Annotated in this window: 8 protein-coding genes; 5 read left to right on the top strand and 3 right to left on the bottom strand. The window is 70.4% G+C overall.

Annotated features, from left to right (window positions below; all coding sequences use genetic code 11):
• Window positions 1-53: 53 nt before the first annotated feature.
• Window positions 54-1,001, top strand: coding sequence for an NAD(+) diphosphatase (nudC, locus tag FNH04_RS37250; RefSeq protein WP_322724955.1), 948 nt, complete (start codon window positions 54-56; stop codon window positions 999-1,001).
• Window positions 1,002-1,088: 87 nt separating this feature from the next.
• On the opposite strand, the gene FNH04_RS37245 is transcribed toward nudC, so the two are convergent.
• On the bottom strand, window positions 1,089-1,331 hold the full coding sequence (locus FNH04_RS37245) for a mycoredoxin (protein WP_003992805.1): 243 nt from the start codon (window positions 1,329-1,331) through the stop codon (window positions 1,089-1,091).
• 342 nt (window positions 1,332-1,673) lie between these two features.
• On the opposite strand from FNH04_RS37245, the gene FNH04_RS37240 reads away from it, so the two are divergent.
• From FNH04_RS37240 to FNH04_RS37225, 4 genes are all read left to right on the top strand, one after another.
• The gene (locus FNH04_RS37240) at window positions 1,674-3,872 is read left to right on the top strand and encodes an ATP-dependent DNA helicase UvrD2 (protein ID WP_322724953.1); all 2,199 of its coding nucleotides are present in this window, start codon (window positions 1,674-1,676) and stop codon (window positions 3,870-3,872) included.
• 164 nt (window positions 3,873-4,036) lie between these two features.
• Window positions 4,037-4,363 (top strand): hypothetical protein, encoded by a 327-nt coding sequence (locus FNH04_RS37235; RefSeq protein WP_322724951.1) that lies wholly within the window; start codon window positions 4,037-4,039, stop codon window positions 4,361-4,363.
• A gap of 174 nt (window positions 4,364-4,537) precedes the next feature.
• The gene (locus FNH04_RS37230; RefSeq protein WP_322724948.1) at window positions 4,538-4,906 is read left to right on the top strand and encodes a WhiB family transcriptional regulator; all 369 of its coding nucleotides are present in this window, start codon (window positions 4,538-4,540) and stop codon (window positions 4,904-4,906) included.
• Window positions 4,903-5,226, top strand: coding sequence for a hypothetical protein (locus FNH04_RS37225; protein WP_152790258.1), 324 nt, complete (start codon window positions 4,903-4,905; stop codon window positions 5,224-5,226). Before FNH04_RS37230 ends, FNH04_RS37225 begins: the two co-directional genes overlap by 4 nt.
• A gap of 197 nt (window positions 5,227-5,423) precedes the next feature.
• Here FNH04_RS37225 and FNH04_RS37220 read toward each other — a convergent pair whose 3' ends face one another.
• Both FNH04_RS37220 and FNH04_RS37215 read right to left on the bottom strand, forming a co-directional pair.
• Window positions 5,424-6,770 (bottom strand): ABC1 kinase family protein, encoded by a 1,347-nt coding sequence (locus tag FNH04_RS37220; protein ID WP_152790257.1) that lies wholly within the window; start codon window positions 6,768-6,770, stop codon window positions 5,424-5,426.
• Window positions 6,763-7,504 (bottom strand): TOMM precursor leader peptide-binding protein (locus tag FNH04_RS37215; protein WP_152790256.1); only part of this gene is annotated, 742 nt, incomplete at its 5' end. The genes FNH04_RS37215 and FNH04_RS37220, both read right to left, overlap by 8 nt.

Below are 7,504 nucleotides of genomic sequence, written 5' to 3'. Positions count from 1 at the left end.
CCGACGAACCGCCCGCCGAAACACCCGTTCCCCCGGGGGAGTTGGAAGCATCCGTGACCACCTGGACCGAGCACACCGCAGACCGTCCCATCGCGCTCACCGCCCCGAGCGGCATCGACCGGGCCGCCCACCACCGGCTTGACGAGGCATGGCTGGCGGCGGCGTGGAGCCATCCCACGACGCGCTGCTTCGTGGTGTCCGGCGGCCAGGTGCTCATCGACGAGACGGAGGACGGCACCACCGAACTCGTCATGACCCCGTCCTTCGAGGCCCCGCTCACCGAGGCACACCGCTACTTCCTGGGTACGGACGACGAGGGTGTGAGCTATTTCGCGCTCCAGAAGGACACGCTCCCCGGCCGTATGGACCAGTCCGCGCGCGCGGCGGGCCTGCGGGAGGCGGGCCTGCTGCTGTCGCCGCGCGACGCGGGCCTCATGGTGCACGCGGTCGGCCTGGAGAACTGGCAGCGCACCCACCGCTTCTGCTCGCGCTGCGGCGAGCGCACCGTCATCGCGGCGGCCGGGCACATCCGCCGCTGCCCGGCCTGCGGTGCCGAGCACTACCCGCGCACCGACCCGGCGGTGATCATGGCGGTCACGGACAACGAGGACCGCATTCTGCTGGGCCGTCAGGTGCACTGGCCCGAAGGCCGCTTCTCGACCCTCGCCGGTTTCGTCGAGCCCGGGGAGTCCATCGAACAGTCCGTGCGGCGCGAGGTCCACGAGGAGGCGGGCATCACCGTCGGCCGGGTCGAGTACGTCGCCAGCCAGCCCTGGCCCTTCCCGTCCAGTCTCATGCTCGGCTTCCTGGCCCATGCCACCTCGACCGACATCGCCGTCGACGGCGACGAGATCCATGAGGCCCGCTGGTTCTCCCGCGAGGAGCTGCGGGCCGCCTTCGAGTCGGGCGAGGTCCTGCCGCCCTACGGCATCTCGATCGCGGCCCGCCTGATCGAACTCTGGTACGGCAAGCCCCTGCCGAGGCCGGGCAGCGCCGCCTGACCGCCATCGGACAGCACGAAGGCGGTCCCCGAGTCACCTCGGGGACCGCCCGTGTCACCGCCGCGCCGGCCGGAGGACCGGAGTCGGCTAGGCGCCGATCTTCTGCTTGACCTGAGCCAACGAAGGGTTCGTCAGCGTCGAACCGTCGGGGAACAGCACGGTGGGCACCGTCTGGTTGCCGCCGTTCGCCTTCTCCACGAACGCCGCGGACTCCGGGTCCTGCTCGATGTTGATCTCGGTGTACGCGATGCCCTCGCGGTCCATCTGGCTCTTCAGCCGGCGGCAGTAGCCGCACCACGTGGTGCTGTACATCGTCACAGTGCCCAGCATGTCTCTGGCGCTCCTTCACGGCTCGGGGGCTGTAGTGCTGTGAGGTGAACGTACGCGGGCGGGCCGCCATTCCCGAAGTGCGGGCGGCTCCCGGGTCCGCCTCCCCGGGGCAGGGACACCCATCGCGTCGTGAGCCGCCTGCCGCATCAATCAATACGGACTGCATCAATACGGACTGCAGCGATACGAGCTGCATCGATACGAACTGCATCGATAAGGACTGGATCGATACGGACTGGATCGAGAGAGGCTGCCTCGATACGCAATGCATTAATACGACTGCAGGGCCAGGCCTGTGGACAACGTGCGCATCCGTCACCGGGGACCTGGCAGCATGGCGGGGTGACAGCAGCAACGCACTCCACCCTGTTCCCGCAGGTTCCGGACACCCCCGACGCGGTGCTCGAGGGGCTCGACCCCGAGCAGCGCGAGGTGGCGACCGCCCTGCACGGCCCGGTGTGCGTGCTGGCGGGGGCCGGCACGGGCAAGACGCGGGCGATCACCCACCGCATCGCCTACGGCGTGCGCGCCGGGATGCTGCAGCCCTCCAGTGTGCTGGCTGTCACCTTCACCAACCGCGCCGCCGGCGAGATGCGCGGCCGCCTGCGCCAGCTCGGCGCCGCCGGAGTCCAGGCCCGTACGTTCCACTCGGCGGCCCTCCGCCAGCTCCAGTACTTCTGGCCGAAGGCGGTCGGAGGCTCCATGCCGAGGATCGTCGACCGCAAGATCCAGATCGTCGCGGACGCCGCGGCGGCCTGCCGTATCCGTCTCGATCGCAACGAACTGCGGGACGCCGCCGCCGAGATCGAGTGGTCCAAGGTCACCCGGACCGTCCCCGCCGACTACGCCGCGGCGGCGGCCAAGTGCGGCCGCGAGGCTCCCCGGGACCCCGCCGAGATCGCCCAGATCTACACGGCGTACGAGGACCTCAAGCGGGACCGCGCGGTCATCGACTTCGAGGACGTCCTGCTGCTCACGGTGGGTATCCTCCAGGACCGGCACGACATCGCGGAGCAGGTCCGCACCCAGTACCAGCACTTCGTGGTCGACGAGTACCAGGACGTCAGCCCGCTCCAGCAGCGTCTGCTGGAGCTGTGGCTCGGCGAGCGCGACGACCTGTGCGTCGTCGGCGACGCCAGCCAGACGATCTACTCGTTCACGGGCGCAACCCCCGACCATCTGCTCGACTTCCGTATCCGTCATCCCGGGGCCACGGTCGTCAAGCTGGTCCGCGACTACCGCTCCTCACCCCAGGTCGTCCACCTCGCCAACGGCCTGCTCGCCCAGGCCCGCGGCCGTGCCGCCGACCACCGTCTGGAGCTGATCTCCCAGCGCGGACCGGGTCCCGAGCCCGTCTACACCGAGTACACGGACGAGCCCGCCGAGGCCGAGGGCGCGGCCCGCCGCATCCGCGACCTCATCGCCTCCGGCGTTCCCGCGAGCGAGATCGCCGTGCTGTTCCGTACGAACTCCCAGTCGGAGACCTATGAACAGGCGCTCGCCGACGCCGGAGTGCCCTACCAACTGCGTGGTGCCGAGCGGTTCTTCGACCGGCCCGAGGTGCGCAAGGCCGGGGTCGCCCTGCGCGGAGCGGCCCGCTTCGGCGCCAACGACTCCCTCCTCGCGGACACCGTCGACCTGCCCTCGCAGGTGCGGGCCGTGCTGTCGGGAGAGGGCTGGACCAGTGAGCCCCCGGCCGGGTCCGGAGCGGTCCGGGAGCGCTGGGAATCGCTGGCCGCGCTGGTGAACCTCGCGCAGGACTTCGCCGCGGCCAAGCACGACGCCACCCTCGCCGACCTCGTCGCGGAGCTCGACGAGCGGGCCGGCGCCCAGCACGCGCCCACCGTTCAGGGCGTCACACTCGCCTCGCTGCACTCGGCCAAGGGCCTGGAGTGGGACGTCGTCTTCCTGGTGGGGGTCGCCGAGGGCATGATGCCGATCACCTACGCCAAGACCGACGAGCAGGTCGAGGAGGAGAGGCGTCTGCTCTATGTCGGTGTCACGCGGGCGCGGGAGCGCCTCCATGTCTCCTGGGCCCTGTCCCGCTCGCCCGGCGGGCGCCCGAACCGGCGCCCCAGCCGCTTCCTCGACGGCCTGCGCCCCGGATCGGCCGCCACCACGGGCAGGGCGGGCGCGGGGGGCTCCGGCGGTATCGAGCGTGGTTTCACGGGCGGTACGACCGTCGTGGCCCCGCGGCCGACCAGCCGGACCCCGGCCCGTTGCCGCGTCTGCGGCCGCACGCTGCGGGACGCCGGCGAGATGAAACTGATGCGGTGTGAGGACTGCCCCTCCGACATGGACGAGGGGCTGTACGAGCGGTTGCGCGCATGGCGGGCCGTGCAGGCACGGCGCAGCGGTCAGCCCGACTTCTGCGTCTTCACCGACCGGACCCTGATGGCCATCGCGGAAGCGGAGCCGACCACTTCGGCCGAACTCGCCCGCATCCCAGGGGTCATCGCGCGCAAACTGCAGCGCTACGGTGCCGATGTTCTGGCTCTCTGCGCAGGTCAGGAAGTTGAGGCAGTCGGCGAGGGTGACTGATTCCAACTCGTCGAAAAAATAGTTTGCGCATGCCCCAGCAATCCCCATAGGTTCTTAAGCACGCGAACGGCGGCCTTCTCCGAGGCCCCGGTTCCGTGCTGTACTTAATATCCGTCGGATCGGCTCGCACCGATCCCCCTAGACGCCGAGAGGAGGCGAGTCCAGTGATCAGCATCAACACCAGCACCATCAGCAGCGTCAAACTGACCGATCGCTCGGCCGTCTCCCTGTGCATTCTCGGCGTCTCCAACCGGAGCACCGGTCTGTCCGGCATCCGTGCCGTCCGGCCGGCCACCTCTGTGTCTCTCGCGGGTCTTCCCGTCCGTGAGCGCAATGAGCGACCGACCAAGGCACTGGAAGCAGCAGTAGTGGCACAGGCGCAGGCCTATGCCTTTACGGCGGCCACCGGTGCCGGATCCCTGAAGCAGACGAAGCAGCACCACACGATGTGGGCCTTCCGTGGGCCAGATCCCTGGAGTGATCCAGCCTGATCTTCGATCAGGCCGGCGCCTTCAGGGCCGCGGAACCCCACCCGGGATCCGCGGCCCTTCTGTTTGTCCCCGACCGGGGACGGCGGAGCGAAGGGGCCTCGGGACAAGAAAAGAACCCGGTACCAGCCGCCACCCGGCCAACCGGCCGGAACGACCAGACGAGGAAGACGAACCGTGCAACTCGAAGCGCACGCCCCGTCCGTACCGCCTTCCGAAACGATCCCCAAGCCCGGCCTCACGGAGGACTCCACCTTGACCCCGCTCACCGCGCTCACCGCGCTCGACGACGCCATCGAGAACCTCGGCGTGCCCGTCCCCTGCCGCTCCTACGACCCGGAGGTCTTCTTCGCCGAGTCGCCGGCGGACGTCGAGTACGCCAAGTCCCTCTGCCGCACCTGCCCGCTGATCGAGGCCTGCCTCGCCGGGGCCAAGGAGCGGCGTGAGCCCTGGGGCGTCTGGGGTGGCGAGCTGTTCGTCCAGGGTGTCGTCGTGGCCCGCAAGCGGCCGCGTGGCCGCCCGCGCAAGAACCCGGTCACGGCATGAACACCGTCGGAACGATCGACCGTCCCCTCACGCACGACCCCAAGAAGCAGGCCTCGATGAAGCCGTCCAGCAACGAGCCCGCGGGCTCCGCGACTCCAGACTTCACCACCACCGGCGCGAACGACTCGCGTCAGAACAGGACCCGAGAGATGCAACTCATTCCAGAAGCCCTGGCCCGTGCGCATATGCACGAGCGCCTGCGCGAGGCCGAGCAGGAGCGCCGGGCCCTGCGCCTGGCGAAGGCCCGGCGGATGCAGCGCCGTGCCGAGCGCGCCTCGATGCGGGCTCGCCGCGCGCTCGCCACGGCCGTGATGCAGTAGCGGACGCCCGGCACGCAGGCGCCAACCGGAAGCAGTAGCCGCTCACGGGGGCCGGTCCAACGGACCGGCCCCCGCTGTGCGTTGGGCCCGGCGAACGTCGACTTCGGAACCGCGGAGCGGAAGGCATACGGCCGCCTGTATCGGCTTCGTGGAGAACCTCCGGGCGGCGACCGTTATTCCGTCGCGTCAGTGATCGCTCACGCCTCCGCGGCTTGTTTCTGCTCCGGCAGGAAACCCGGCAGCCACTCCTCCAGCTCGTCGCGCAGGCGGACCGTGGCGCCCAGTTGGCACAGGACACCGATCGTGCTCAGTGTGACCCGGTGGATCAGCAGGTACGCCGGGGGCAGGTTGAGCTGCTTGCCCAGCTGGTGGGCGGGGGAGCGCGGGTCGGCCACCCGGGCCGCCTGGGTGCGCATCCAGCCCCGGGTGAAGGTGAACTCGTCCACCTGGGCCGGTTCGATGATCGGCAGCAGATAGTCGAGCACCGCGTCGGGATCCAGATCTATGGACTCCTTGACGAAGCCCTCGGTACACAGCAGCTCGTAGACCGCTTCTGCCTCGCCGTCGAGCGTCATGCGCAAGGAGTCTCCGATCGGGGTGGGCAGCCCGTCCGGGAGGCGGTCCACCGTGCCGAAGTCGAGGACGCCCAGACGCCAGCCGTTCTTCTCGTCCGGCAGGAGACGGAAGTTGCCCGGGTGCGGGTCAGCGTGCAGGAGTCCCGTGCGGGCGGGACCCGAGAAGAGGAACCGGGCGAGCAGTTGGCCGGCGCGGTCACGCTGCTCCTGGGTGCCCTCCGCTATCACGGTCGACAGGGGTGTGCCGTCGATCCACTCGGTGACCAGGACCTGCTCGCGCTGGTGGACCACGGCCGGGACCACGACGTCCGGATCGTCCGCGAACTCCGCCGCGTGCGCCTCCTGCGCCTGTGCCTCAAGCCCGTAGTCGAGCTCCTCGGACACACGGTCGCGCAGCTCCGCGATCAGCGGCTTGATGTCCATCCCCGGGATCAGGGGACCGAGAAGGCGGGCGAACCGGCTCAGTTGGTTCAGATCGGACAGGAGGGCCTCGCCCGCGCCCGGGTACTGCACCTTGACCGCGACCTCACGGCCGTCGTGCCAGGTCGCCCGGTGCACCTGGCCGATCGAGGCCGCGGCGGACGGCTTGTCCTCGAACTCCAGGAACAGATCCTGCCAGTCCTCACCGAGCCGCTCCGCCAGCACCGAGTGCACCGTGCGCGTCGGCATAGGCGGTGCCGCCTCCTGGAGCTTCGTCAGAGCCGCTCGGTACGGCCCCGCGATCTCCTCCGGCAGCGCCGACTCGAAGACGGACAGCGCCTGACCGAACTTCATCGCGCCGCCCTTGAGCTCGCCGAGCACCTTGAACAGCTGCTCCGCCGTGCGCTGCTGGAGCTCACGGCCCACGATCTCCGCCGACTTCCCACCGATCCGTTTGCCGAGGCCCCAGGTCGCCCGCCCGGCGAAGCCGAGCGGGAGCGCGGCGAGCTTGGCGGTCCGGGTGACCGCCTTCCGGGGAAGATCAGACATGCGCCCTCCAAGTCCCAGACCGCCGTGCCGCGTGTGCTCTGCGGGACAAACTCGATGACCGTTGTTGCCCCGCCATTGTCTCGCGTGGCTCCCCGTCCTCCGAGGTGTTTTCCTCTTTGGCTTTCTCCGTGGCCGCGCACGGGCAGGCGGGATGTGCCCACACCGGCCTGGAGTGCCAGTCGAACCCTGGGGCGGACACCTCCCAGCGTGCGCCCGCCGTCGACGGTACCTGCCCGTCCAGGAAGGCGAGCGCGTGCCCCGCGGCCAGCGCGGCGACCGCCGACGCCAGGGCCAGGTCGCAGGCCCCCACCTGGCGTGGCCTTCCCGAGCGCCACTGGGCGACCAGACGTGGCCAGCACGCGTCCCGGTCGGTCCGTTGCTGGTCCAGACAGCCCGCGCAGCCCGTCTCACCGGGCAGGACCAGCGGGCCGACCACGCCTGTTCCCTCCACGACTCCCGCGTAGAGATGGGGCGTTCCGGAGGCGATGAGCGGTTCGGTGGTGGCCGGGTCGGGTGCGTGGACGTCGACGCCGTCGCGCGGCGCGAGGACCACGAGGGAAAAGCCCTGCTCCTCTCCTGGCGAGGAACCCCGCGGCGGGCGGTCCGGCGCCGCTCGCCGGACCGCCCGGCGTGCCGCCTCGTCCCTGCGCTCGCCGATCGCGTCGGCGGGCAGTCCGCCCGGTGCCACGTCCCACGGCTCGACCCGGCCGATGTCGCGTACGTCGACCCCGCCC

The organism is Streptomyces phyllanthi (assembly GCF_009377205.1).
GTDB classification, from domain to species: Bacteria; Actinomycetota; Actinomycetes; order Streptomycetales; family Streptomycetaceae; genus Streptomyces; species Streptomyces phyllanthi.
Note: the sequence above shows the minus strand (reverse complement) of the source record. Positions and strands in the feature narration are given on the sequence as shown.